Source organism: Clavibacter michiganensis subsp. insidiosus (assembly GCF_002240565.1).
GTDB classification, from domain to species: Bacteria; Actinomycetota; Actinomycetes; order Actinomycetales; family Microbacteriaceae; genus Clavibacter; species Clavibacter insidiosus.
In genome coordinates, this window is record NZ_MZMO01000001.1 from 1,740,443 (window position 1) to 1,764,615 (window position 24,173).

The window sequence follows — 24,173 nt, forward strand, 5'->3', positions numbered from 1 at the left end:
GGTCAGAGTCCCTTCGGGCGGGCGACGTGCTCGACGACGCGGCCGAGCCAGTCGATGGCGAGCGCGAGGAGCGAGATGAGGAGGGCACCCGAGACGAGCACAGGGTAGAGGTAGAGGCTGACGCCCGTGGTGATGAGCACGCCGAGCCCGCCCCCGTTGACGAAGGCGGCGAGCGCCGCCGTCCCGACGAGGAGCACGAGCGCGGTCCGGATCCCCGCGAGCATCACCGGCACGGCGAGCGGCAGCTCGATGCGGAGGAGCACGGACGCGCGGCTCATGCCCATGCCGCGTCCGGCCTCGACGAGCCGCTCGTCGACGCCGCGGATCCCGATCATGGTGTTCCGCAGCACGGGGAGCGCGGCGTAGAGCACGAGGGCGACGAGGCTGGCGGCGAACCCGCTGCCCGTCATCACCATGCTCAGCAGCACGACGAGCCCGATCGCGGGCGCCGCCTGGCCGAAGTTCGCGACCGCGAGCACGGGCGCGGAGTAGCGGCGGAAGCGCCCGCGGGTGAGCAGGACGCCCAGCGGCACCGCGATGACGAGCACGATGACGGCCGCGGAGAAGGTGAGGCCGAGGTGCTCCAGGGTCGCCTTCCCGAGCGCGCCCGGCGCGAGCGTGGTGCGCTCCTCGGCGGTGAGCGGCGCCACCGCGAGCCAGACGAGGTACGCACCGAGCACCGCCGCGATCGCGACGGGCTGCGCGATGAGGCCGCGCCAGCCCTGCGCGCCGCCGACCGCGTCCGTGCGGGCGTCGGTCACGGCGCTCATCCGTCCTGCCCGTCGCGCACGGCGGGCGACGCGTCGGACGCGGCCTGCTCGGCCCGCGCGGCGTCGGCGCCCACGGTGCCGATCGTGCCGGTGTTCGTGCCGACGGGCGCGCCCTCGACGCCGCTCGCCACCTGGGCCCGGACGCTCGTGATGGCGTCCATGACGGTCTCCACGTCGATCACGCCGAGGAAGGCGCCGCCGCGGCCCGTGACGAGCGCGGCGCCGGCGCTCGAGACGAGCATGGTGTCGAGCGCGTCGTTGAGCGTCGCGCGGGAGCCGATCACCGGGAGCCGCGGCTCGGGGACCGCGCCGACGACGTCGAGCCGGCCGAGCTGGCGGCGCGAGGGCCACTGGATCGGCCGCTGGCGGGCGTCGACGACCACCGCGTGCTGGTGGCCGACTGCGTCCATGCGGGCGAGCACGTCGCGCGCGGCGTCGCCCGGGTGCGCGACGACGGAGTCCGCGAGCGGCACCTCGTCCACGCGGCGCAGCGTGAGCTGCTTGAGGCCCGCTCCCGAGCCGATGAACTCCTCGACGAACGCGTCGGCGGGCTCGGCGAGGATCCGCTCCGGGGTGTCGTACTGCACGATGCGGGCGCCCTCGGCGAAGACGACGATCCAGTCGCCGAGCTTCACGGCCTCGTCGAAGTCGTGCGTGACGATGACGATGGTCTTCTGCAGCTCGGCCTGGATGCGGATCAGCTCGTCCTGCAGGCGTTGGCGCGTGATCGGGTCCACCGCGCCGAACGGCTCGTCCATGAGCAGGACGGGCGGGTCGGCCGCGAGCGCCCGGGCGACGCCGACGCGCTGCTGCTGGCCGCCGGAGAGCTCCTTCGGGTACCGGTCGCGGTACTGCTCGGGGTCGAGCGAGACCAGCTCGAGCAGCTCGTCCACGCGGGCGCGGATGCGGGCGGCGTCCCAGCCGAGCATCTTCGGCACCACGGCGATGTTCGCGGCCACGGTCATGTGCGGGAAGAGCCCGCCGGCCTGGATCACGTAGCCGATGCGGCGCCGCAGCTCGTCGCCGTCGATGCCCGTCACGTCCTCGTCGCCGAGGACGACGCGGCCCTCGGTGGGCTCGATGAGCCGGTTGATCATCTTGAGCGTCGTGGTCTTGCCGCAGCCGGAGGGGCCGACGAGCATGACGATCTTGCCGGCGGGGATCTCCAGCGTGATGCCGTCGACGGCGGGCTTCGCCTGTCCCGGGTACCGCTTGGTGACGCCGTCGAGCAGGATCGAGCGGCCGCTGATCTCGGGGGTGGTGGTGGTCTCAGACACGGATGCCTCTCGGAGTGGTGAGCCGGCCGATGCCGACGAGGACGAGGTCGAGCAGGAGGGCGAGCAGGACGACGCCGATGACGCCGATGAGGACGGACTCGGTCGAGTTCGCGCCCCCGAGGCGGGAGAGCCCGGAGAAGATGAACCCGCCGAGCCCGGGGCCGAGGACGTAGGCGGCCACGGCGGCGATGCCCATGACCATCTGCGCGGACACGCGGATCCCGCCGAGGATCACGGGCCACGCAAGCGGCAGCTCGACGCGCAGAAGCGTGCGGACGCGGCCCATGCCGATGCCGCGCGCGGATTCCACGATGGCGGGGTCGATGCCCGTGAGCCCCACCACCGCGTTCCGGAGGATGGGCAGCACGGCGAAGAACGTGACGACCGCGACGGCCGGTGCGACGCCGAACCCGAGGGGGGCGATGAGCAGCCCGACGAGCGCGAAGGCGGGGAGCGTCAGCCCGATCGCGGAGACGCTGTTGGCCAGCGAGCTGAGCGGTCGGCTGCGGTAGACGAGCGCCGCGATCCCCACGGCGATCACGGTCGCGAGCACGAGGCACTGCACCACGAGGCTGAGGTGCTGCCACGCGGAGAACGCGATCTGGTCCGCGCGTTCGCGCAGGAAGTCCCACATGTCGGTCTCCTCAGGATGGGTCGGTCACCGGGAGGGGCGTCGGCGGTGGCTCACCCTACGCAGTCGACCCGGATGCGCGAAGTTCGCCGTCGGGCGCGCACCGGTGGTATCGCGCGCGCGGCGCGGGCGGGCGCGCGCGCAGCCCAGAGTATCGGGCGGTGCGGAGGCGCGCTCGGGCGTCGTCCAGGCGCGCTCGCCTACGCTCGTGATCCTGGGAGCCGCCCGACCGGTTCCCGCGAGGAGCCACCGATGCCCGTCCCGTCGCGCGATGCCGACGCGTACGCTGTGCTCGGCGTCGAGCCGTGCGCGTCGCAGGACGAGATCCGCCGCGCCTACCGCCGCCGCGTGCGCGACGCCCACCCGGACATGGGCGGTAGCGCCGACGCGTTCCAGGCCGTGCGCGACGCGTTCGAGGCCGTGGGCGATCCCGAGAGCCGCGCCCGCTACGAGCGCACGCTCCGCGACGCGCCGGCCCCCGAGGATCCCGTCGGCCGCGCCCACCCGGCGTCGCCCGGCTCCACGTCGGCGGGCGAGGCCTGGGACCCGGCGTCCCGGCGCGGTCGTCCCGGCGCCCCGCGCGAGCGTCCCGCCGCGCGCACGCGCAGCTTCGGCCACCCGGGCGGGTTCGCCCGGCTCCGCTACCTGTCCCTCGTGCGCGAGTGGCTGGCGGATCCCGCGGAGCCGTCCGTGCCCGCCGCTCCCGTCCCGCCGCGCGGCGGCACCGCGCTGTCGGACCGGCCGGAGCCCTACGTCCGGCGGGCGCGCGCCATCGCGCCGCCCGCGCTCGGCGTCCTCCTCGCCCTCGTGCTCCTCGTCGTCGGGCTCGGCGCGATCGCGGCCGTCGTCGGCCTCGTCGTGGGCGCCATCGCGGGCCTCGCCGCCGCGGGGCCGATCGGACGCGCCTGGCACCGCGCGGAGGAGCCGCGGCGTCGCGCGGCGGAGCGGCTGCAGGAGGAGGCCATCGCGCACGAGCGGGCCCTCCGCGCCTACCCGGACCTCATGGCCGCGTACAGCGCGCGCCTCGCCCGCCTCGAGGGGCTGCGCCGGCGCTTCGAGGCCGACGCCTACGCGCCCGACCTCGTCGCCGAGGTGCCCGCGGACGCGTCCGCGGCGCTGCGGGCGGCCGTGGCGCAGGAGGAGACCGCGCGCGAGCTGATGGAGCTCGGCCCGTCGTACGCGTTCTGGAACGGCGTGTCGGTCCCGCGATCAGGTGACGCGATCGACCACCTCGTGCTCGGGCCGCAGGGGCTCGTCGCAGTCGAGTCGGTGCCCGCGGGATCCGCGGCCGTCACGGATCCGGTCGCCCGCGACACCGCCCTCCACGGCCTCAACGCCCGCGCCCGCGCGCTCGCCCGCGAGATGGAGGTGCCCGTGGTCGGGCTCGTGCTCTCGCTGCCGTCCGGGGTGCTCGGCGCCGCACCGGTCGTCCTGTACGCGGCCGACGACCCGCACGCGCTCCCGGCCTACGCGGTCGCCCGCACGCTACTCGCCGACCACGTCGCCGCCGGGCTGCCGGGACTCCACGCGATGGATCCCGAGCGCCTGCTCGCGGTCCGCACCCGCCTGGTGCTCGACGCGCGCTTCGTCTGAGGCCGCGACCGGGGAAGCGACCGATCAGCGGGGGAGCGGCACGTCCAGCTCGCCTGCGCGCACCATCCACTCGACCGCCTCGCGCGCGGCCTCCTCGCTCGTGAACCGCGGCGCGTAGCCGAGGACGTCGCGGGCCTTGTCGATGCTCGCGACGTGGCTCCGGCTGAGGTGCTGCCAGCTGGCGTCGGCGTGATCCGGCTCCGTGCGGGCGCGGAACCCGTCCCAGTCGAGGTGCTCCAGCTCGGGCTCGCGGCCGAACCACGCGGCCGCCGCCCGGGCGAACCCGCGTACGGAGAGCGCGCGCTCGGACACGGCGTGGAAGCTCTCGCCGACGCTCGTCTCGCGGTTGGCGATGGCGAGCTGCACGACCTGCGCGACGTCGTCGGCGTGCACGTGGTGCATGGTCTCGCTGCCGGATCCGGGCACGGCGAGCGGGCCGCCGGTGGCGAGCGCGGTCCACACCCCGGGGTCCAGGTTGCCGACCGGGGTGATCACGGGCCAGCCGCCCCCGCTGATGTGGCCCGGGTGGACCGCCGTGCACGGCAGGCCGCCCGACCGCGACTCCGCGATCAGGTAGCGCTCGATCTCGGCCTTCTGCACGCCGTACTCGCCGAACGGCTCCTTCGGGTCGTCCTCGCGCAGCGGGAGGGACGTGCTGAGACCGTGGGTCCAGATGCTGCCGATGTGCACGAGGTGCCGCACGCGCCCGCGGAGCCCCTCGACGAGGTGGCGCGCCGACTCGGGCGTGAAGCAGACCAGGTCGACGACGACCTCGGGGGAGAGAGCGGCGATCCGGTCGGCGAACGTGCCGGCCGCGTCCTCGGCGTCGCGGTCGACGCGCACGCGCTCGACGCGATCCCACAGAGGCGACTCGCGGTAGGGGTCGCGCGTCCCGCGGCTGACGGCCACGACGTCGTGCCCGGATTCGACGAGACGGGGGACGAGGAAGGTCCCGATGTGGCCGGTGGCTCCGATGACGACGACGCGCATCCCGTCACCCTAGCGGCGCGACGGGCGGGCGACCGGCCCGGGGATCAGATCCAGCCGCGCTTCCGGAACGCCGCGTAGAGGATGACGCCCATCACGACCATGAGGCCCAGCGCGAGCGGGTACCCGTAGGTCCACTTCAGCTCCGGCATGTTCACGAAGTTCATGCCGTAGATCGTGCCGACGAGCGTGGGCGCGAACAGGATCGCGGCCCAGGAGGAGATCCGCTTGACCTGGTCGTTCTGGGCGAGGCTGGTCTCGGTGAGCTTCTTCATCTCGTCGTTCTGCCGCTGTCCCACGAGCGTCGTGTGCACCGTGAGCGCGTTCTGCAGGAGGGTCCGGAAGGCGTCGGCGCGCTCGGCGACGCGGATGACGTGGTCGTGCACGTCGCGGAAGCCGCGGCGGAGCTCGAGGTCCACCTCGTGCTCCTCGGCGCGCTTCCGCAGGTCGTCGAGGATCGAGCCGAGGGGCGCCGTCGCGCGCTGGAACGCCGTGACCTCGCGCATCAGCGCGTAGATGCGGCGGGAGACGTCGGGGTCGGCGCCGAAGATCTGGTCCTCGATCTCGTCGACGTCGTCCTCGAGGCCGGCGGCGACGGGGCCGTACTCGTCGACGACCTGGTCGAGGATCGCGTACATCACGGCGCGCGGCCCGAGCGCGAGGAGCTCGGGGTCCTCCTCGAGACGGTGGCGGACCGCGGCGAGGTCGGGGGACTCCGCGTGGCGGATGGTGACCACGAAGTCGGGGCCGACGAAGACGTGCAGCTCCCCGAACTCCACGCGCTCGTCGGCGTCGAGGTAGCGCGCGGGGCGCAGCACGACGAACCAGGTGTCGCCGTAGCGCTCCATCTTCGAGCGCTGGTGCCCGCTGAGCGCGTCCTCGACGGCGAGCGGGTGCAGGCCGAACTCGTCGGCGACGCGGTGCAGCTCCTCCGGGTCCGGCCGGTACAGGCCGATCCACGCGAGGCCCTGGCGCTCCCGCATCACCTCGAACGTCTCGTCGAGGCTCTCCGGGTCCGCGGTGCGGACCCCCTGGACGTACACGGCGCTGTCGACGACGGTCATCGGATCTCGCTCTCGGGTCGGGGGACCCGGGCGCGGGCCGAGTGCGACTGTAGCCGGGCCCGCCGCGAGAAGAGGGGAGCGGGGCCGGAACGAGGAAGAGCCGGCCGGATCCTCGTGGATCCGACCGGCTCTCGTGCGTGTCCGAAGGGGGACTTGAACCCCCACGCCCTAATACGGGCACTAGCACCTCAAGCTAGCGCGTCTACCAATTCCGCCATCCGGACAGGATGTGCGGCCCGCCGTCTCCGGCTGCCGAGAAACGACATTAGCACGGCCCGGGAGGCTCTCCGACCACCCGACGGCAGGACGCCCGCGTCCGGCCTCGATAGCGTGAACCCATGACCGACACGCTCCCCGACGACCTCGACGCCACCGCCCGGATCGCCCGCGACCTCATCCGGTTCGACACCACCAACCACGGAGAGGGCCGATCGGAGGGGGAGACGGAGGCCGCGCAGTACGTCGAGCAGCACCTCAAGGACCTGGGCCTCACGCCCGAGCTCATCGACGCCGCGCCCGGCCGCACGAGCGTCCTCGCGCGCATCCCCGGCCGCAACCGCCATAAGCCCGCCCTCGTGGTCCACGGCCACCTCGACGTCGTGCCCGCCGACCCGGCCAACTGGTCGGTCGACCCGTTCGGCGGCGTCATCCAGGACGGCATGCTCTGGGGCCGCGGCGCGGTGGACATGAAGAACATGGACGCGATGATGATCACCGCGCTGCAGGAGATCATCACCTCGGGCCGCGCGCCCGAGCGCGACCTCATCATGGGCTTCTTCTCCGACGAGGAGGCGGGCGGGGTGCTCGGCTCCGCCTATGTCGTCGAGAACCGCCCCGACTGGTTCGAGGGCGCCACGGAGGCCATCAGCGAGGTCGGCGGCTACTCCATCGACCTCGCCGGGAAGCGCGCCTACCTGCTGCAGACGGGCGAGAAGGCCCTCATCTGGATCCGCCTGGTCGCCACCGGCACCGCCGGCCACGGCTCGCAGGTCAACCGCGACAACGCCGTCACCCGGCTCGCGGGCGCGGTCGCCCGGATCGGCATGGAGGAGTGGCCCGTCCACCTCACCGACACGACGCGCCAGCTGCTCGACGAGATCGCCCGCATCGTCGGCGCCGACCCGAAGCAGGTCACGGCGGACGACCTCGCGATCGCCACGGGCACGGCGTCGAAGTTCATCGCCGCGACGCTGCGCACCACCACCAACCCGACCCTCCTGCACGCGGGCTACAAGCACAACGTGATCCCCGACACGGCCGAGGCGCTCATCGACATCCGCGTCCTCCCGGGCGAGGAGGACGAGGTGCTCGCGCGGGTCGCCGAGCTCGCGGGCGAGGGCGTCGAGGTGCGCATCGTGCACCAGGACGTCGGCCTCGAGAACCCGTTCCAGGGACCGCTCGTCGACGCCATGGTCGCGACGCTCGGCGCGCACGACCCCGAGGCCGAGGTGCTGCCGTACATGCTCTCCGGGGGCACCGACAACAAGGCGCTCAGCCTCCTCGGGATCACCGGCTACGGCTTCGCGCCGCTCAAGCTCCCGGCCTCCATGGACTTCCCGTCGATGTTCCACGGCGTCGACGAGAGGGTCCCGCTCGACGCACTAGTCTTCGGGAGGCAGGTCCTCCGCGACCTCCTCCTGAACTACTAGATCCGAGCCCCAGGTGGGCCACCCGACACGTGGAGCGCACGCTTGAGCTATCTCGAGGCGATCATCCTGGGCCTCGTCCAGGGTCTGACCGAATTCCTGCCCATCTCCTCGAGCGCGCACCTCCGCATCGCCGGGCTCTTCATGGGAGGCGACCCGGGAGCCACGTTCACCGCCATCACGCAGCTCGGCACCGAGCTCGCGGTCGTGGTGTTCTTCCGGAAGCGCATCGGGAAGGTCCTCTCGGCCTGGTCCCGCTCGCTCCGCGGCGGCATGCCGAAGGGCGATCCGGACGTGCGCATGGGCTGGCTGGTCATCATCGGCACCATCCCGATCGGCATCGCGGGGTACCTCTTCCAGGACACCATCCGCTCCACGTTCCGCTCGCTCTGGATCGTGGCGATCGTGCTCATCGTCTTCGGCATCCTGCTCGGCCTCGCCGACCGCTACAGCCGCAGCGACCGCCTCGAGAAGGACATGACGTACGGGCACGGCGTGAGCATCGGCATCGCCCAGGCGCTCGCCCTCGTGCCCGGCGTCTCGCGCTCGGGCGCCACCACCACGGCGGCGCGCGCGTTCGGCTACTCCCGGCCGGTCGCGGCGGAGTACTCGTTCCTCCTCGCGGTGCCCGCCGTGTTCGGCAGCGGCCTGTACGAGCTCGTGAAGAGCTTCGACGAGACCGGCCAGGCGGGCGCCGGGCAGACGGGGGTGGCGACGCTCATCGCCTTCGTCGTGGGACTCGCGGTCATCGCCGGACTCATGCGGTACATCTCCACCCGCACGTTCATGCCCTTCGTGGTCTACCGCGTCGCCCTCGGCGTCGTGCTCCTGGTGCTCCTCGGCACCGGCGCGATCGCGGCCTGATCCCGTGCGCGCCTGGCTACGCCCCGCCGTCCCCGCCGTCGCGGGGGAGCCGCCCGTCCCATCCCTGTTCGACACGAGCGCCGGATCCGTCCGCCCCGCCGAGTGCACGGGCGACGGTCGCGTGGGCCTCTACGTCTGCGGCATCACGCCCTACGACGCGACCCACCTCGGCCACGCGTCGACCTACCTCGCCTTCGACACGCTCCAGCGCGTCTGGCTCGACCGCGGCTACGACGTCGCCTACGTGCAGAACGTGACCGACGTGGACGACCCGCTGCTCGAGCGCGCCGCGGCCACGGGCGTCGACTGGCGCGACCTCGCCGCCGAGCAGGTGGAGCTGTTCCGCACCGACATGGAGGCGCTGCGGATCCTGCCGCCCGACTCCTACGTCGGCGTCACCGAGGTCGTCGACGAGGTCGCGGCCGCGGTCGCCGAGCTCGTCCGCCGCGGGACGGCCTACCCGGTCGCCACGCCCGACGGGGCCGAGGCCGGGGCCCGTGACCTCTACTTCGACGTGGCCCGCGCCGGCGAGGACGGCCCGTGGGCCCTCGGCGACGAGAGCGGCTACGACCGCGACACCATGGCCACGCTCTCCGCCGAGCGCGGCGGCGATCCGGAGCGACCCGGCAAGCGCGACCCGCTGGATCCGCTGCTCTGGCGCGCCGAGCGCGCCGGCGAGCCCGCGTGGGACAGCGCGGTCGGCCGCGGCCGGCCCGGCTGGCACATCGAGTGCGCCGTCATCGCGCTCCGGAAGCTCGACCGGCCCGTCACCGTGCAGGGCGGCGGATCCGACCTGATCTTCCCGCACCACGAGATGTCGGCGGGCCACGCGGCGGCTCTCACGGGCGAGGACTTCGCGTGCGTCTACGCGCACAGCGGCATGGTCGCGTACCAGGGCGAGAAGATGAGCAAGTCGCTCGGCAACCTCGTGCTCGTGTCGCGCCTGCGGGCCGCGGGCGTGGATCCGCGCGCCATCCGCCTCGCGCTCCTCGCGCAGCACTACCGCGCGGACTGGGAGTGGACGGACGCGCTCCTCGAGGAGTCCGTCGCGCGTCTCTCCGCGTGGGACGCGTGGGCCGCCGACGCCGCGGCGGACGCCGGCGCCGACGCGGGGGAGCCGGGCGAGCTCGTCCAGCTCGTCCGCGAGCGCCTCGCCGACGACCTCGACACGCCGGGCGCGATCCTGCTGCTCGACCTCCGCGTCGCGACCGGCGTCCCCGCGACGCCCGTCGAGGTGGCCGCGGTCGACGCCCTCCTGGGCGTGGCGCTCGGGAGCCCGGCGGCCTGATCGTCCGGACCGCCCTCCCGCGGGGCCTACTGGTCCTTCGGGTCCTTCGGCCGCCAGGGCTCGTCGGGCCGGTCGTCGCCGCGACCGCGTGGCCCGTCGCCCCGGCGGAGGTACTTCTCGAACTCCTGCGCGATGGCCTCGCCGCTGGCCTCGGGGGAGTCCACCGTGTCGCGGGCCTGCTCGAGCTGCTGGATGTAGGACGCCATGTCCTCGTCCTCGCCCGCGAGCTGGTCGATGCCGGCCTCCCACGTCGCGGCCTCCTGGATCAGATCGCCGCGCGGGATCACCACGTCGACCATCTCCTCGAGCTTGTCGATGAGCGCGAGCGTGGCCTTCGGCGAGGGGGCGCTGTGGACGTAGTGCGGCACGGAGGCCCAGAGCGAGACGGTGGGCATGCCCATCTCCTCGGCGCGCTGGGCGATGATGCTCAGGATCCCGACGGGGCCCTCGTACGTGCTGCGCTCGATGCCCAGCTCGGTGCGCACGGCCGCGTTCTCGCTCGTGGAGTAGACGGAGATGGGCCGCGTGTGCGGCATGTCGGCGAGCAGCGCGCCGAGCAGCACGACGCCCTCGACACCAGCGGCGCGGGCGGCGTCGAGCACCTCGGCGGTGAACGCCGTCCAGTGCCGGGACGGCTCGACGCCGAGTAGGAGGTGGATGCTGCCGCCGTTGTCGCCGCTCACGCCGAGCTGCGCGTCGGCGGCCAGGTCCTGGGCGGGTCGGCGCGGGTCCTTCGGGCCGTAGAGCGTGGCGCCCGGCCACTCGAGCTCGCGGGTGCCGTCCTCCGCGAAGCCGATGGTGGGGCGGTTGAACTGGAAGTCGAAGTAGTCCTCGGGATCCACCGACGACACCGCCTCGAGGTCGAGCAGCTCCTTCAGCGCCCGGACCGCTCCGCTGGCGGCCTCGCCCGCGTCGTTCCAGCCCTCGAAGGCGACGACCAGCAGCCGTCCGCTCACGAACCTCTCGGCATCCGCCACGTGACTCCCGTTCCGTCTCGCCCTCGGACCACCCGGCCGGCGGTCATCGTACGATCCTAGGACGCGCCGCCCCGCCGGTAGACTCGCTCCCCGTGATCAGCAACAGACCCGCGGCCGTCCTCTGGGACATGGACGGCACCATCGTGGACACGGAGCCCTACTGGATGGTGGCGGAGGAGGCCCTGGTCGGCTCCTTCGGCGGCACGTGGACCCACGAGGACGGGCTCCGGCTCGTCGGCAACGGGCTGGGCGACTCGGCGCGCATCCTGCAGGAGGCGGGCGTCGACCTGCCGGCCGCGGAGATCATCGACCGGCTGAGCGACCGCGTGATGGAGCAGATCCTCGTCGAGGTGCCGTGGCGCCCGGGCGCGCGGGAGCTCCTCCGCGGGATCCGCGAGGCCGGCATCCCCACCGCGCTCGTCACCATGAGCATCGGCCGCATGGCGCGCCAGGTCGCGGACGCCGTGCCGTTCGACGCGTTCGACCACGTCGTCGCCGGTGACGACGTCGCCCGCAGCAAGCCGCATCCCGAGGCCTACCTCGCCGCGGCCGCGCTGCTCGGGGTGGACATCCGCGACTGCGTCGCCATCGAGGACTCCGCGCCGGGCGTCGCCTCCGCCACCGCGTCGGGCGCCACCGTCGTCGCCGTGCCGCACCACGTGCCGCTCCCGGCCGACGACGCCTACGTGCTCTGGGACACCCTCGCGGGCCGCACGCTCAGCGACCTCGAGGCCGTCCACGCCGACCGCCGGGCCGCGGCACCGATCCGCGACGAGGTGGACGCGTGACCGTCGACACCGCCGCCGCCCGCTTCAGCGGACCGTTCCGCGCGGGCGACCGCGTGCAGCTCACGGGCCCCAAGGGCCGCCTCAACACGATCCTGCTCGAGCCCGGCAAGGTGTTCCACACCCACCGCGGCATGATCGACCACGACGACCTCATCGGCTTGCCCGACGGCAGCGTCGTGAAGAACAGCGCGGGGATCGAGTGCCTCGCGCTCCGGCCGCTGCTCTCGGACGTCGTCATGTCGATGCCCCGCGGCGCCGCGATCATCTACCCGAAGGACGCCGCGCAGATCCTCGGCCTCGCCGACGTGTTCCCGGGCGCCACCGTGGTGGAGGCGGGCGTCGGATCCGGCGCCCTCTCGATGTGGCTGCTGCGGGCCCTCGGGCCGACCGGCACGCTCCTCTCCTTCGAGCGCCGCGAGGAGTTCGCGGACGTCGCCCGCGGCAACGTCTCCAGCTACTTCGGCCACAGCCCGGAGAACTGGTCCATCGCCCTCGGCGACCTGGCGGAGGCGCTGCCGACCGTCACCGAGCCGCACTCGGTCGACCGCGTGATCCTCGACATGCTCGCGCCGTGGGAGTGCGTCGACGCGGTCGCCGAGGCGCTCACGCCCGGCGGAGTCCTGCTCTGCTACGTCGCCACCGTCACGCAGCTGTCGCGCGTCGCCGAGGCGCTCCGCGACTCGGGGCTCTTCACGAACCCGGACGCGAGCGAGACCATGATCCGCGGCTGGCACGTCGAGGGCCTCGCCGTGCGCCCCGAGCACCGCATGATCGGGCACACCGGCTTCCTCATCACCGCCCGCCGGCTCGCCCCGGGATCGGTCCTGCCGCAGCTCAAGCGCCGCGCGTCGAAGTCCGACTTCAGCGACGAGGACATGGAGGCCTGGACCCCCGGATCGCTCGGGGAGCGCCGGGTGAGCGACAAGGTGCTGCGCAAGCGCGTCCGCATCGCGGAGCACGGCGCCCAGCTCGCGGGCGCCCGGGACCAGGCGGAGGCGGGCGACGCGGTCGACCCCGACGACGCGCCCGATGCGCCGGAGCCCGGCGACCCCACCGCCTAGGATGACAGGGTCGATCACGCGGGTGCGTGCCGGCCGCCCCCACCACCGAAAGAGGAGTCACGTGCGCCGTTCCGCCGCGCTCACCGTCTGCGCAGGACTCGTCCTGACGCTCGCCGCCTGCAGCCCCTCCGGCTCCGGATCCGGTGCGGCGGCGGGCTGCACGCCCCTGGCCCAGGCCGGCTCGTCGTCGAGCACGGTCACCGCCACGGGTGACGTCGGCACCGCGCCCGCGTCGGTCGCGTTCCCCACGCCGCTCAAGCCCACGGGCGTCGAGGTCTCCACGATCGTCGAGGGCGACGGCGCGCCCGTGCAGCCGCGCCAGGGCATCACGGCCGCGGCGTCCATCGTCGACGGCAAGACCGGCAAGGACCTCGCGGACTACGCCCGCATCGCGCCCAACGCGCGCACCACCGGCTCGCCGCTGTTCACCCCGGCCTCCCTGCACGAGTCGCTGCCGTACCTCGAGGACGCGATGACGTGCATGCCCGTCGGCTCGCGCCTCGCCGTGACGGTCCCCGTGTCCACGGTGTTCCCGGGCCAGGACCTCTCGTCCCAGGGGCTCGACGCCACCGACGGGCTCGTCCTCATCGTCGACATCACGTCCTCCTTCCCCGAGAAGGCCACCGGCGAGCCGCGGCCCGCCCAGGCCGGCTTCCCGTCCGTCGTCACGACGGACGACGGCGTCCCCGGCATCACGATCCCGCCGAGCACGCCGCCCACCGAGTACCGCGACGCGCTGCTCCGCGCGGGCGACGGCGCCGAGGTCGGCGACGGCGACACGGTCACGCTGCAGTACACGGGCGTCGTCTGGGGCACGAGCACATCGGCCGAGAAGCAGGCCGTGTTCGGATCCAGCTGGACCGGCGGCGGCCCGCTGCAGGTGCCCGCCACCGCCACTACCACCGCGCCCTCGACGGGCGCCGCCTCCTCGTTGGTCGTCACGCCGGGCCTCGCGAAGGCCCTCGTCGGCAAGCACGTCGGCGACCAGGTCATCGCGGTCGTGCCCCCGGCCGACGGATTCGGCGACCAGGGCTCGGCCAAGGTGCCCGCGGGGTCCACGCTCGTCTACTTGGTGGATATCCTCGGGACAAGCACCACCAAGTAACGACGCATCGCCACCGGCCGGGGGCTGCACCGACGTGAGGACCACCGCGTGCCCGAGACATCCCGCCGACCGACCGTGCCCGTGGAGGAGCGGCTGTTCAGCCTCGTGCTGGCGCTGCTCGCGACCGAGCAGGGACTGACCAAGAACGAGGTCCTCTCGAGCGTCCAGGGGTACCGGCAGCGCTATCGGGCCGGCGGCGACAACGCCAACCTGGAGCGCCAATTCGAGCGCGACAAGGACGACATCCGCGACCTCGGCGTGCCGCTGGAGACCGTGGAGGCGCCCGGCCAGGAGGGCAACAACCAGCTCCTGCGCTACCGGATCCCGCGCGGCGCCTACGAGCTGCCGGCCGACCTGTCGTTCACGCCGGAGGAGACGACGCTCCTCAACCTCGCGGCCATGGTCTGGCGCGAGGGGTCGCTGTCGGGGGAGTCGCGGCGCGCGCTCATCAAGCTGCGCTCGCTCGGCGTCGAGTCCGACGACCCGGTCATCGGCTACGCCCCGCGGCTGCGCACGCGGGAGGCGGCGTTCGCGCCGTTGAGCGTGGCGCTGGAGCGGCACGTCCTCGTCGCGTTCGGCTACCTCAAGCCGGGGGAGCGGACCGCGCGGATCCGCACGGTCGCACCGCTCGCCCTCGTCCAGCACCAGGGTCGCTGGCATCTCCACGGCATCGACCAGGACGCCGACGGACCGCGCACGTTCCTGCTGTCGCGCATCGTCGACCGCGTGCGCGTGACGAGCCGCGGCTTCGTGCCCGAAGGGGAGGACCACGCCGAGCGCGCCCTCGGCGACCTCGACCGCGTGTGGGAGAACGGCGTGGGGGAGGTGGCGGTCGCGCCCGGGTCCGACGCGGAGATCCGCCTGCGCCGGCGCCGCGGCACGGAGGACCTCGGCGACGGACGCCTCCGCGTGCACTACTCCGACACGAATCTCTTCGCCGACGAGGTCGCGGGATTCGGCCCGGAGGCCCGCGTGATCGCGCCGCCGAAGCTCCGGGATGCCGTGCGCGCCCGGCTCGCGGAGACCGTCGCCGCCCACCGGGAGGACGCATCATGACCGACCGCGCCGCGCCGCTCCAGGCGCAGGACAAGCTGGCGTTCCTGCTCGCGCTCGTGCCGTACCTCACCGACCACGGTCGCGTCAGCGTCAGCCAGGCGGCCGCGCACTTCCGGGTGCCGCCCGAGCAGATCCGCCAGGCCGTGCGTCTGATCGCGGTCTCGGGCGTGCCGGGATCCACGGCCTCGTACCAGCACGGCGACCTGTTCGACATCGCCTGGGACGACTTCGAGGACAACGACCAGATCGTCATCACGCACATGGTCGCCATCGACGACTCGCCGCGCTTCTCGGCGCGGGAGGCGGCCGCCCTCATCGCCGGGCTCCAGTACGTCTCCTCCCAGGCGGACGCCAGCGACCTCGACCTCGTGGGGCAGCTCATGGCGAAGCTCGCGCGCGGATCCTCGGCCAGCCCCAGCCAGGTCGCCGTCGCGGCCGGGGCGGGCGACGGCACCCGCGACGACCTCCGCCGCGCCATCGCGGACGAGCGCCGCGTCGAGTTCGACTACCGGAGCCCGCGAGGCGGCACCGAGCGTCGCGTCGTGGATCCGCTGCGCCTGGAGTCGATGGACGAGGACTGGTACCTGCGCGGCTGGGACCTGGCCCGCGGCGCCGTCCGCACGTTCCGCCTCGACCGCCTCGACGAGCTCGTCGTCACCGACCTCCCGCCGGAGCACCGGCCGCAGGACGTCGTGCTCGGCGACACCCTGTTCGAGCCGAGCCCCGACGACCTCCGCGTCACGCTCGAGGTCCCGGAGTCGGCGCTGCCGCTCCTCGGCGACTTCGTGGGTGACGAGCGGCCGGAGCCCGTCGCCGGCCAGCCCCGCCGCGTCGCCGTCACCGTGCGCGTGGCCCACTACCACGGCCTCGTGCGCCTGATCGCGGGCATGGCGGGCGTCGTGGTCGTCACGTCGCCGCCGGAGGCGCGGGCGGCGGTGGCCGAGTGGGCCGAGCGCGCCGCGGCGGCGTACGACGACGCCGACTGAGACGCGGAACCGACCGTTCCGGGGTCGGGCTCCGAAGGCCTTGCATCGGGAGAGCGCCGACGCGGACCAGTGGCCGTCTTCGGTCAAATCCGGGTGAACCGCACTGCCGAGCAGGGTCTCCTGACGGGTCGCGAAGGTACACTCTCCGTGGATCCCGACAACGACTGTCCGGCCCCCCGACCTGAAGGAACGTGAACCACATGCTCGGAAATCTGACCGGATGGCACCTCGTCATCATCCTCGTCGTCATCGTCCTGCTCTTCGGCTCCACGAAGCTGCCGGCGCTCGCCAAGAGCGTGGGCCAGTCCATGCGCATCTTCAAGGGCGAGGTGAAGACGATGAAGGAGGAGAGCGGCTCCGACCGCCGCGACGACACCCGCGAGGAGAACCGCCGCCGCGACGAGGAGCGCTACCGCGCCGACGACCGCGACGCCACCCCGCGCGACTACGTCCGCCCCGGCGAGTCCCGCGTCGACGAGCCCCGCTACGACGCCCCGCGCTACGACTCCCCGCGCGACGGCGGGGACTCCCGCCCCCGCGCCTGATCCGTGAGCACCACCGAGCGTCCTCGCCAGAAGAAGCGCGACGCGGAGGGTCGCATGTCCCTCGTCCAGCACCTGCTGGAGCTGAAGAAGCGCCTGTTCATCGCGGGCGTGGCCATCATCCTGGCGATGGTCGTGGGCTGGTTCCTGTCGTCCTTCGTCCTGGAGGCGCTGCGCCAGCCCATCGAGACGATCAACCAGGAGCAGGGCCGGAACGCCAGCCTCAACTTCCCGACCATCACGTCGGCCTTCGACCTGCGCCTGCAGATCGCGCTGTACGTGGGCCTCATCATCTCCAGTCCCGTGTGGCTCTACCAGGTCTTCGCGTTCCTGGTCCCCGGCCTGACGAAGACGGAGCGCCGCTACACGTTCGGCTTCTTCTTCTCGGCCGTGCCGCTGTTCCTCGCGGGATGCGCGGCCGGGTGGTTCGTGCTGCCGCACATCGTCGCGCTGCTCACGCAGTTCGCGGGCGCAGGAGACTCGTCCTTCATCACGGCCCGCGAGTACTTCGACTTCGTTCTGAAGCTCGTCTTCGCGGTGGGCATCGCGTTCGTGCTGCCGGTGTTCCTCGTGCTGTTCAACTTCATGGGGATCCTGAGCGGCACGACGATCATCAAGTCGTGGCGCATCGCCATCCTGCTGATCATCCTGTTCTGCGCCATCGCGACCCCGGCCGCCGACGTCATGTCGATGTTCCTGCTGGCCGTCCCGATGACGGTGCTCTACCTGGTGGCCGCGGGCATCGCGCTGCTCAACGACCGCCGGCGCGCGCGCAAGGCCGCGGCGATGACGGACGACCTGCTGTCCTGAGCCTGCCCGGCCACGACGCCCGTCCCGCGAGGGGCGGGCGTCGTCGCGTCCGCGCCCGGTCCGCGCCCGGATCCGGAGCCTAGGATGGCGGCATCGTGACAGACCAGCTCTCGCCCGCGGAACGCTACGCGGCCTCCCGCAGCCGCCGCGGCCTCCCGCTCCTCGAGTCGTTCGCGAGCGGCCTCCGCTTCGACCTCGACCCCTTCCAGCGCGCCGCCGCCGAGTCCCTGGAGAACGGCCGCAGCGTGCTCGTCGCAGCGCCGACGGGTGCCGGCAAGACGGTCGTCGCCGAGTTCGCCGTCTACCTCGCGATGCAGCGGCCGAGCGCCAAGATCTTCTACACGGCGCCGATGAAGGCGCTCAGCAACCAGAAGTACGCGGAGCTCGTGGCCGAGTACGGCCCCGACGAGGTGGGCCTGCTCACGGGCGACACCAACGTCAACAGCCGCGCGCGGATCGTCGTCATGACGACCGAGGTGCTGCGCAACATGCTCTACGCCGACTCCGACCTGCTCCGCGACCTCGCGTTCGTGATCATGGACGAGGTGCACTACCTCGCCGACCGCTTCCGCGGGGCCGTGTGGGAGGAGGTCATCATCCACCTCCCGCAGACCGTCCGGATGATCTCGCTGAGCGCCACCGTCTCGAACGCCGAGGAGTTCGGCGACTGGCTGCAGGCGGTGCGCGGCGAGACGGACGTCATCGTCTCCGAGGAGCGGCCCGTGCCGCTCGAGCAGCACGTCATCGTGCGCCACCGCATGGTCGACCTCTTCGACTCGTCGGGCCTCGCCGCGACGCACCGCGTGAACCCCGAGCTCGTGCGCATGACGCACGGCGGCGGACGGGAGGCCGTGCGCGTGCGCGGTGGGCAGGGGCACTCGCGGGGCCGGGCGGGAGCAGGCGGCGGGTCCGGGAAGCGGGCACCCGGCCCGTGGGACCGCGGCCGCATGGACCGCCCCGAGGTCGTCGCCCTCCTCGAGGAGCGGAACCTGCTCCCCGCGATCTTCTTCATCTTCAGCCGTGCGGGCTGCGACGCCGCCGTCAAGCAGGTGCTCCGCGCGGGCGTCCGGCTCACGCACGCGCACGAGCGCGACGAGATCCGGGCCGTCGTGGAGGAGCGCTGCCGCACGCTCCGCGACGAGGACCTCGCGGTCCTCGGCTACTGGGAGTGGCTCGAGGGCCTGGAGCGCGGCGTCGCGGCGCACCACGCGGGCATGCTGCCGGCGTTCAAGGAGGTCGTCGAGGAGTTGTTCCAGCGGAAGCTCGTGAAGGCCGTCTTCGCCACGGAGACCCTGGCGCTCGGCATCAACATGCCCGCGCGCACGGTCGTGCTCGAGCAGCTCGAGAAGTTCAACGGCGAGGCGCGCGTGCCGCTCACGCCGGGGGAGTACACGCAGCTGACCGGACGCGCCGGCCGCCGCGGCATCGACGTCGAGGGCCACGCCGTCATCCAGTGGAAGGACGGGCTGGATCCGCAGGCCGTCGCCTCTCTGGCCTCCCGCCGCACGTACCCGCTCAACTCGAGCTTCCGGCCGACCTACAACATGGCCGTCAACCTCATCGACCAGTTCGGCCGGGAGCGCACGCGCGAGGTGCTCGAGTCGTCGTTCGCGCAGTTCCAGGCCGATCGCGCCGTGGTGGACCTCGCGCGCAAGGTCCGCACGCAGGAGGAGTCGCTCGCCGGCTACGAGAAGGCGATGGTCTGCCACCTCGGCGACTTCCGCGAGTACTCGGGCCTCCGCCGCGAGCTCAGCGACCTCGAGCGCGCGACCGCCGCCCGCGCCGACATGCAGCAGCCGGGCCAGCACGGCGAGCGGGACAAGCGGCAGCGCCAGCTGACGGACCTCCGCCGCCGGATGAAGGCGCACCCCTGCCACGCGTGCAAGGACCGCGAGTCCCACGCGCGCTGGGCGGAGCGCTGGTGGCGCCTCAAGCGGCAGACGGATGCGCTCGGCCAGCAGATCCGCACCCGCACCAACGCGGTGGCCAAGGTCTTCGACCGGGTCACCGAGCTCCTGCTCTCGCTCGGCTACCTCAAGCGCGCCGCCGACGGCCAGGTCGCGCCGACGCCCAACGGCCGGATGCTCAAGCGCATCTACGGCGACCGCGACCTCCTCGTCGCCGAGTGCCTGCGCACGCAGGTGTGGGTGGACCTCGACCCCGCCGCCCTCGCCGCCCTGGCCGCCTCGCTCGTCTACCAGCCGCGCCGCGACGAGGGCGACCGCAACGACCGGAACCTGCCGCGGGGCCCGTTCCGCCCGGCCCTCGAGCGCACGGAGGAGATCTGGTCGCGCCTCGACGACATCGAGCGCGAGCGGCGTCTGCCGACGACCGACCCGCTGTCCACCGGGCTCTGCGCGCCCATGCACCGCTGGGCGCGCGGCGGCAGCCTGGACGCCGTGCTCGACGAGGCGGACCTCGCCGCCGGCGACTTCGTGCGCTGGACGAAGCAGACGATCGACCTGCTCGACCAGCTCTCGATCGTGGCCGACGGACCCGTCTCCCGGAACGCCCGCACGGCGCTCGACAGCATCCGGCGCGGCATCGTCGCGTACTCGTCGGTGTGACCGCGCTCGCTCGCGCTCCTCGACGGGAGCGTCCCGTCCCCGCGCCGCTGACAGCGCTCGCGTCCGTCGAGCCCGTCCGACCGCCGCTGCCGCTGTGGGGTGCGCTCCTCGCCGCCGCCGCGTCCGGACCCGTCATGGACGCCGCGTTCCCCGACCGCGGGTTGTGGCCGCTCGTCTTCCCGGGGATCGCGCTCGTCCTCCTCGCGCTGCGCGGTAGGCGCGCGGGGCCGGCGTTCCTCATCGGGCTCGTGGCCGGGCTGGCCTTCTACCTCACCCAAATCGAGTGGGCGTCGCTCTACCTCGGGCCGGTGCCGTGGATCGCGCTGTCGGCCCTGGAGTCGCTGTTCGTCGCCGTCGGGGCGGTCGCCATCGCGACGGCGACCCGCTGGATCCCGCGCGCGTTCCCCACGGTCGCCGGCCGCGTGGTCCTCCTGCCGGTTGCGGTCGCCGGCCTGTGGACCGCGCGCGAGGCGATCTCGGCGGTCTGGCCCTACGGCGGATTCGCCTGGGGACGGGTGTCCCTGTCCCAGTCGGAGAGCCCGTTCGCGCACCTCGTGACCTGGCTCGGCCTCTCCGGCCTCTCCTTCGTGCTCGTGCTCCTCGTGGCCCTGCTCCTGGATCTCGCCGCGGAGGACCGCGTGCGGCGGTCATCCCGGGCTCTCGTCGCGGGGATCGCGGTCGCCCTGGTGCTCGTGGTCCCGGCCTTCCCGGTCGCGACCACGGGGACCACCCGCGTCGCGGCCGTGCAGGGGAACGCCAAGGCCGGGTACTTCGACGGCGCGCGCTACGGCGACATCCTGCGCGCCCACCTGGCCGCCACGGCGGAGATCCCGTCGGACGCCGGCGTTGACATGGTGGTGTGGCCGGAGAACGCGGCCGACGCGGATCCGCTCCGGGATCCCGGCTCGGCGGCCGCGCTCGACCGCGTGGTCGCGCGCCTCGGCGCCCCGCTCGTCGTGGGCACCGTCACCGAGCGCGACGGGCGCTACTACAACGAGTCGCTCGTCTGGACTGGGGGACAGGCCACCGACCACTACGACAAGAAGCACCCCGTCCCCTTCGGCGAGTACGTGCCCGACCGCGCGTTCTGGGAGCCCTTCGCGCCCGATCTCATCGGCCTCATCCAGCGCGAGTACACGCCGGGCACGACCGATCAGGTGATGGACGTCGCGGGCGTGACCGCCGGGATCGCCATCTGCTTCGACATCGTCGACGACCAGCTGACGACCGACATGGTGCACGAGGGCGCCAGCCTGATCCTCGCCCAGTCCAACAACGCCGACTTCGGCCGCACCGACGAGAGCGTGCAGCAGCTCGCGATCGCCCGGATGCGCGCGCTCGAGACGGGCCGCAGCGTCGTGAACATCTCGACGGTCGGCACCAGCGCGATCGTCGGCCCGGACGGCCGGGACATCGACCGGCTGCCCTGGTTCACCGCGGGGTCGATGGTGGTCGACGTGCCGACCGCCGACGTCGTCACCCCGGCGATCCTCGTCGGGCGCGACATCGAGTGGCTCGTCTCCGGGCTCGGGCTCGGTGCGCTCGCGGTCTCCGGGCTCGCGCTCGGCCGCCGTGGCCGCCGCGCCGCGCGCTGACCGGCCGCACGCCGAGGAGCACCCCGCGGCGATGCCGCGGGGTGCTCCGGTGGTTCGCGAGCCGAGGGGTCGGGTCAGGCGCCGATGCGGTGCTGACCGCGCCGCGCGCGGAGGGTGGCGAGGCGCTCCTCGAGGAGCTCCTCCAGCTCGGCGCGCGTCCGGCGCTCGAGCAGCATGTCCCAGTGGCTCCGAGGGACCTTCGCCTCGACCTCCTCGTGGGCGACGGGTGCGCCCTCGGCGTCGAGGAGGCGACCCTCCAGGCCGCTCTTCGGCGACTCCCAGACCTCGGGGACCTCGGCGTCGGCCGAGAACACGACCTCGAACGTGGTGCCGTCGGTCGTGCGGTACGTCTTCCTCTGCCGGGGGGAGAAGCTGACGCCCTCCTCGCTCTGCAGGCTCGTGGAACCGAGCCGCATCCCGCGCAAGCTGCGGTCTGCCATGGTGGTCTCCTCTCGCGATGCACTCCCCGTTGTAAACCGTGCGGCTGTGAGGATCCTTTCTCAGGACCCGGGGTTCCCAGGCGAATCCCAGTCCCTGCCGCCGAGGGCGGCCAGGGCGAGATCGGGCCGATCCGTCACGACGCCGCGGACACCTGCCCGGACCAGGCGGATCATCTCGTCCGGGTCGTCCACCGTCCAGACGTGCACCTCGCGGACGGCGCGGGCCAACCGGGCGACCATCGTGGGCGAGGCGGTGCGGATACCGAGCACTCGGCAGGGCATCTGCACGGCGTCGACGCCGCGGAGGGCGAGGCGGATCACCGGTGCGAGACCCAGCCGCGCACCGAGGACGGCGAGCACGAGCCGTCCGGCGTCCGCCGACGTCGCCGCGCCGGGGAGGAGGGCCAGCGCGCGTCGCCGCCGGGAGCCCGAGAACGACGTCACGAGCACGCGGTCGACGGCGTCGGCCGCGCGGATCGCCCGGGCGACGGCCGCCGGGGCGTCCGCGCCCTTCACGTCGATGTTGAGGCGGGCGTCGGGCAGGGCCGCCAGCAGCTCCGCGAGCGTGGCGACGCGGGCGCCGGATCCGAGGTCGATGGCCCGCAGCTCCGCCAGCGTCGAATCCCGGACGCGGCCGGGCCGGCCGGTGAGGCGTCGGAGGTCGGCGTCGTGCCAGAGCACGCACGCGCCGTCGGCCGTGACGTGCACGTCGGTCTCGAGGTGCGTGACGCCGAGCTCCCGCGCCGCGCGGAAGGCGTCGAGCGTGTTCTCCACGGCCCCGGACCCGGTCCACCCGCGGTGCGCCAGGACGCGGGGCACGTCGCCGGAGAACCAGGCACCGCGCGTCACGCGGACAGGTCGTCGTCGGTGGGCGCGGGTCGGGCGACGCCCGATCCGAGCTCGTTATCCTCTCGCGGGGTCTCGATCGGGAGCGCGCGGAGCAGCGCCGGGCGCGCCGTGCGGAGCAGGGCGACCACCACCACGACGGCGACGAGCGCCTGGAGCCACCACGGAGCGCCGACGAGGCCGGACAGCAGGGCCGCGAGCGCCGCGACGCCGCCGCAGAGGCCCCTCAGGTCGAGCCGCCGCATCTCCACGACGACCGCCGTGACGATCAGCGCGAGCCAGGCGATCCAGGCATGGTCGTCGAGGAGGACCGTCACCGCTGCTCCCTCGCTCCGTGGACCGGATGCCCCGAACCTAGCCCACCGCCCGGACGCCGGGCGATAGGCTCTCCTGGCCGTCTGCGTGGTGTCCCGCCTGCGCGGCCCGTCCCGAACCGTCCTTCGCCGGACGACCCGTCGCGCGCGAACGGCGCGCACCCCTGGAGGAGTACCGCTGTGAGCACCGTCGACGAGATCCGCCCCTTCGCCCCCGACGAGCTCCGCGGCCGCCGCGCGCTCGTCACCGGGTCCTCCCGCGGCATCGGCGCCGACACGGTCGCCTACCTCGCCGACGCGGGGGCCGACGTCGTCGTCAATTACCGCAACAAGGCCGCGCGGGCCGAGAAGCTCGTCGCGAAGCTCAATGAGGGCGGTGCGAAGGCCGTCGCCGTGGGCGCCGACCTCACGGATCCGGCGTCCGTCGACCGCCTGATGGAGACCGTCCGCGCGGAGCTCGGCGGCCTCGACGTCCTCGTGCTCAACGCGTCGGGCGGCATGGAGAGCGGCATGGCCGAGGACTACGCCATGACGCTGAACCGGGACGCCCAGCTGAACGTCCTGCGGAGCGCGCTGCCGCTCCTGTCCGAGGGCGGCCGGGTCGTCTTCGTCACGAGCCACCAGGCCCACTTCATCCGCACCACGCCGACCATGCCCGAGTACGAGGGCGTCGCCCGCAGCAAGCGCGCGGGGGAGGACGCCCTGCGCGAGCTGCTGCCGGAGCTCGACGAGCGGGGGATCGGCTTCGTCGTCGTCTCCGGCGACATGATCGAGGGCACCATCACGGCCACGCTCCTCGGCCGCATGAACCCGGAGGCGATCCGGCAGCGCAAGGAGGCGTCCGGCGGCCTCTACAACGTCTCGCAGTTCGCGGCCGAGGTCGCGCGCGCGGTGGTCGACCCGATCCCCGCCGACCACACGCGCCTGGTGGGCGACACGGGCAGCTTCCACCCGGAGTGACCCGCG

23 protein-coding genes and 1 tRNA gene are annotated in these 24,173 nt (G+C 73.3%); 14 read left to right on the forward strand and 10 right to left on the reverse strand.

What is annotated here, in order from left to right; genetic code table 11:
• Positions 1-2: 2 nt before the first annotated feature.
• Genes B5P21_RS08480 through B5P21_RS08490 form a run of 3 tightly spaced genes read right to left on the reverse strand, consistent with a single transcriptional unit; the run spans position 3 to position 2,681 of the window.
• A complete protein-coding gene (locus tag B5P21_RS08480; protein WP_045528062.1) occupies positions 3-770 on the reverse strand; it encodes an ABC transporter permease in 768 nt (255 codons plus the stop codon).
• Positions 767-2,047, reverse strand: coding sequence for an ABC transporter ATP-binding protein (locus B5P21_RS08485; RefSeq protein ID WP_045528061.1), 1,281 nt, complete (start codon positions 2,045-2,047; stop codon positions 767-769). The genes B5P21_RS08480 and B5P21_RS08485 overlap by 4 nt, the downstream gene beginning before the upstream one ends.
• Positions 2,040-2,681: an ABC transporter permease gene (locus B5P21_RS08490; protein WP_045528058.1), complete on the reverse strand. Its 642-nt coding sequence runs from the start codon at positions 2,679-2,681 to the stop codon at positions 2,040-2,042. Before B5P21_RS08490 ends, B5P21_RS08485 begins: the two co-directional genes overlap by 8 nt.
• Before the next feature lie 249 nt (positions 2,682-2,930).
• Here B5P21_RS08490 and B5P21_RS08495 point away from each other — a divergent pair, with 249 nt between their 5' ends.
• The gene (locus B5P21_RS08495; RefSeq protein ID WP_094171027.1) at positions 2,931-4,271 is read left to right on the forward strand and encodes a DnaJ domain-containing protein; all 1,341 of its coding nucleotides are present in this window, start codon (positions 2,931-2,933) and stop codon (positions 4,269-4,271) included.
• A 24-nt stretch (positions 4,272-4,295) separates the two neighbouring features.
• Here B5P21_RS08495 and B5P21_RS08500 read toward each other — a convergent pair whose 3' ends face one another.
• The 3 genes from B5P21_RS08500 to B5P21_RS08510 all read right to left on the reverse strand — a co-directional run bounded on the left by B5P21_RS08500 (position 4,296) and on the right by B5P21_RS08510 (position 6,546).
• On the reverse strand, positions 4,296-5,261 hold the full coding sequence (locus tag B5P21_RS08500) for an NAD-dependent epimerase/dehydratase family protein (RefSeq protein WP_045528057.1): 966 nt from the start codon (positions 5,259-5,261) through the stop codon (positions 4,296-4,298).
• A 44-nt stretch (positions 5,262-5,305) separates the two neighbouring features.
• Positions 5,306-6,322, reverse strand: coding sequence for a magnesium/cobalt transporter CorA (gene corA / locus B5P21_RS08505; RefSeq protein ID WP_045528055.1), 1,017 nt, complete (start codon positions 6,320-6,322; stop codon positions 5,306-5,308).
• Positions 6,323-6,460: 138 nt separating this feature from the next.
• Positions 6,461-6,546: transfer RNA gene (locus tag B5P21_RS08510), tRNA-Leu, on the reverse strand.
• A gap of 114 nt (positions 6,547-6,660) precedes the next feature.
• Between B5P21_RS08510 and B5P21_RS08515 the strand changes: the two genes are divergently transcribed.
• From B5P21_RS08515 to mshC, 3 genes are read left to right on the forward strand one after another with little or no spacing between them, the layout of a single operon-like run.
• Positions 6,661-7,971, forward strand: coding sequence for a M20/M25/M40 family metallo-hydrolase (locus B5P21_RS08515; RefSeq protein WP_045528053.1), 1,311 nt, complete (start codon positions 6,661-6,663; stop codon positions 7,969-7,971).
• Positions 7,972-8,013: 42 nt separating this feature from the next.
• Positions 8,014-8,832 carry an undecaprenyl-diphosphate phosphatase gene (locus B5P21_RS08520; RefSeq protein WP_045528051.1) on the forward strand — a complete coding sequence of 273 codons (819 nt, stop codon included), beginning with the start codon at positions 8,014-8,016 and terminating at the stop codon, positions 8,830-8,832.
• Positions 8,833-8,836: 4 nt separating this feature from the next.
• Positions 8,837-10,120, forward strand: a complete 1,284-nt coding sequence (gene mshC, locus B5P21_RS08525) for a cysteine--1-D-myo-inosityl 2-amino-2-deoxy-alpha-D-glucopyranoside ligase (protein ID WP_045528049.1) — start codon at positions 8,837-8,839, stop codon at positions 10,118-10,120.
• Positions 10,121-10,146: 26 nt separating this feature from the next.
• On the opposite strand, the gene B5P21_RS08530 is transcribed toward mshC, so the two are convergent.
• Entirely contained in the window at positions 10,147-11,097 is a 951-nt protein-coding gene (locus B5P21_RS08530; protein ID WP_045528047.1) for a PAC2 family protein, read from the reverse strand.
• A gap of 92 nt (positions 11,098-11,189) precedes the next feature.
• On the opposite strand from B5P21_RS08530, the gene B5P21_RS08535 reads away from it, so the two are divergent.
• The 9 genes from B5P21_RS08535 to lnt all read left to right on the forward strand — a co-directional run bounded on the left by B5P21_RS08535 (position 11,190) and on the right by lnt (position 21,607).
• Positions 11,190-11,885: an HAD family hydrolase gene (locus B5P21_RS08535; protein ID WP_045528045.1), complete on the forward strand. Its 696-nt coding sequence runs from the start codon at positions 11,190-11,192 to the stop codon at positions 11,883-11,885.
• Positions 11,882-12,946: a tRNA (adenine-N1)-methyltransferase gene (locus tag B5P21_RS08540; RefSeq protein WP_045528043.1), complete on the forward strand. Its 1,065-nt coding sequence runs from the start codon at positions 11,882-11,884 to the stop codon at positions 12,944-12,946. The genes B5P21_RS08535 and B5P21_RS08540 overlap by 4 nt, the downstream gene beginning before the upstream one ends.
• A 61-nt stretch (positions 12,947-13,007) precedes the next feature.
• Positions 13,008-14,051: an FKBP-type peptidyl-prolyl cis-trans isomerase gene (locus B5P21_RS08545; RefSeq protein WP_094171028.1), complete on the forward strand. Its 1,044-nt coding sequence runs from the start codon at positions 13,008-13,010 to the stop codon at positions 14,049-14,051.
• A gap of 48 nt (positions 14,052-14,099) precedes the next feature.
• Positions 14,100-15,107 carry a helix-turn-helix transcriptional regulator gene (locus tag B5P21_RS08550; RefSeq protein ID WP_045528039.1) on the forward strand — a complete coding sequence of 336 codons (1,008 nt, stop codon included), beginning with the start codon at positions 14,100-14,102 and terminating at the stop codon, positions 15,105-15,107.
• Positions 15,104-16,093 carry a helix-turn-helix transcriptional regulator gene (locus B5P21_RS08555; RefSeq protein ID WP_045528037.1) on the forward strand — a complete coding sequence of 330 codons (990 nt, stop codon included), beginning with the start codon at positions 15,104-15,106 and terminating at the stop codon, positions 16,091-16,093. The genes B5P21_RS08550 and B5P21_RS08555 overlap by 4 nt, the downstream gene beginning before the upstream one ends.
• A gap of 200 nt (positions 16,094-16,293) precedes the next feature.
• The gene (gene tatA / locus B5P21_RS08560; RefSeq protein ID WP_045528036.1) at positions 16,294-16,638 is read left to right on the forward strand and encodes a Sec-independent protein translocase subunit TatA; all 345 of its coding nucleotides are present in this window, start codon (positions 16,294-16,296) and stop codon (positions 16,636-16,638) included.
• 54 nt (positions 16,639-16,692) lie between these two features.
• Entirely contained in the window at positions 16,693-17,445 is a 753-nt protein-coding gene (tatC, locus tag B5P21_RS08565) for a twin-arginine translocase subunit TatC (protein ID WP_045530334.1), read from the forward strand.
• A 95-nt stretch (positions 17,446-17,540) separates the two neighbouring features.
• Positions 17,541-20,012, forward strand: a complete 2,472-nt coding sequence (locus B5P21_RS08570) for a DEAD/DEAH box helicase (RefSeq protein WP_045528035.1) — start codon at positions 17,541-17,543, stop codon at positions 20,010-20,012.
• On the forward strand, positions 20,009-21,607 hold the full coding sequence (gene lnt, locus B5P21_RS08575; protein WP_172457224.1) for an apolipoprotein N-acyltransferase: 1,599 nt from the start codon (positions 20,009-20,011) through the stop codon (positions 21,605-21,607). The genes B5P21_RS08570 and lnt overlap by 4 nt, the downstream gene beginning before the upstream one ends.
• A 74-nt stretch (positions 21,608-21,681) precedes the next feature.
• Here the strand turns inward: lnt and B5P21_RS08580 are convergent, their stop codons facing one another.
• From B5P21_RS08580 to B5P21_RS08590, 3 genes are read right to left on the reverse strand one after another with little or no spacing between them, the layout of a single operon-like run.
• Complete coding sequence (locus B5P21_RS08580; protein ID WP_045528034.1) at positions 21,682-22,047, reverse strand: RNA polymerase-binding protein RbpA; 366 nt, start codon at positions 22,045-22,047, stop codon at positions 21,682-21,684.
• A gap of 60 nt (positions 22,048-22,107) precedes the next feature.
• Positions 22,108-22,896 (reverse strand): glycerophosphodiester phosphodiesterase family protein, encoded by a 789-nt coding sequence (locus B5P21_RS08585; RefSeq protein ID WP_045528033.1) that lies wholly within the window; start codon positions 22,894-22,896, stop codon positions 22,108-22,110.
• A complete protein-coding gene (locus B5P21_RS08590) occupies positions 22,893-23,210 on the reverse strand; it encodes a hypothetical protein (protein WP_094171029.1) in 318 nt (105 codons plus the stop codon). Before B5P21_RS08590 ends, B5P21_RS08585 begins: the two co-directional genes overlap by 4 nt.
• A gap of 177 nt (positions 23,211-23,387) precedes the next feature.
• On the opposite strand from B5P21_RS08590, the gene B5P21_RS08595 reads away from it, so the two are divergent.
• Positions 23,388-24,167 carry an SDR family oxidoreductase gene (locus B5P21_RS08595; RefSeq protein WP_045528031.1) on the forward strand — a complete coding sequence of 260 codons (780 nt, stop codon included), beginning with the start codon at positions 23,388-23,390 and terminating at the stop codon, positions 24,165-24,167.
• Positions 24,168-24,173: the final 6 nt, after the last annotated feature.